The 1,258-nt window shown below is 44.3% G+C and carries 2 protein-coding genes; one reads left to right on the top strand and one right to left on the bottom strand.

All coding sequences use genetic code 11. From position 1 onward, the window contains the following. A partial coding sequence (locus R7P67_RS24960) for a LysE/ArgO family amino acid transporter (protein ID WP_318086338.1) occupies positions 1-605 on the bottom strand: 605 nt, incomplete at its 3' end. A 138-nt stretch (positions 606-743) separates the two neighbouring features. On the opposite strand from R7P67_RS24960, the gene R7P67_RS24955 reads away from it, so the two are divergent. Beyond that, a partial coding sequence (locus R7P67_RS24955) for an ArgP/LysG family DNA-binding transcriptional regulator (protein WP_318086337.1) occupies positions 744-1,258 on the top strand: 515 nt, incomplete at its 3' end.

Raw genomic sequence — 1,258 nt, 5'->3', positions numbered from 1 at the left:
CTCGCGAGTACATAAGCAATGGTGAACATCATCAATGCAACGGCGATATCGATGCCTTTTTTCACTTTCGGTTTAGATAGCGTAGGCCCGAGTTTTGCGGCGCCCATCGACAAGGTATAGAACCAAACAAATGACGCCATAATAGTGCCTAACGCGAAAGCGATTCGATCATGGCCTTCAAATTGTCCACCGATTGAGCCTAAGATAACAACGGTATCTAAGTACAAATGTGGGTTGAGCACGGTGACAGCTAATGCGCCTAAAATGACCGTTCGGCGTCCACGAGCTACGACTTCCCCTTTTGATTCCGATTCATTCTCTGGCTTGAATGCGCTTTTAAGAGAAAGTAGTCCATAGAAGCTCAGGAAGGCAATACCACCAAGCGTCACCGATGTCAGTAGGACTTCATTTTGAGACAGAATAGCACCACCACCAAAGATACCTAGAGAAATGAAGATCATATCTAGGACGCTACAAATAGTGGCTGTCGTCAGGTGGTGATTGCGCTTTATGCCTTGATTCAAGACATACGCATTTTGTGCTCCGATCGGAATGATCATCGATGCCCCTAAACCAAATCCTTGCAATAAAACCCAAAAGCTCACGATACACCTCAAATAATTAAGAAAACGACAGAGACGAGAAAGATAATGGCTTTGGTTAAATAAGTATAATTAATGATTTTAATATATTATTAGAGTTACTTATTTAACGGTTTGGTGTTGTTTTTTGGGAGAACGTGAATGCGAGGGTTGGATTACAAATGGATAGAAGCCTTGGATGCCGTTGTTTATCAAGGCAGTTTTGAACGAGCTGCTGAGCATCTGTTTGTCTCACAATCTGCCATTTCGCAGCGTATTAAACAGCTCGAAAAATTCTTGGCGCAACCTGTGTTAATTCGAGAGCAGCCACCCAAGCCAACTCCCATTGGGAAAAAACTATTGGGGCTTTACCGCCGAGTTCGGTTGCTAGAGCACGAAATTTTACCTGAGATCAAAAACGACACTACAACGCGCCCAGTGCAACTGTCTTTGGCTACTAACGCCGACAGTTTGGCTACGTGGTTACTGCCTGCTTTGCAAGACGTCATGAAAGCTCGTCAAGTAGAGTTGAAGCTGACGATTTACGGTGAATCACGTTCAATAGAAAAACTGAAAAGTGGTGAGGTCGCAGGGGCGATCAGTTTAGAGTCTCAAGCGATACCAAATTGTCGCGCCGATTACTTAGGACGAATTGATTACGTTTGTGTGGCTAACCC

This window comes from Vibrio sp. Vb0937 (assembly GCF_033338855.1).
This window is presented reverse-complemented; position numbering and strand designations above follow the sequence as displayed.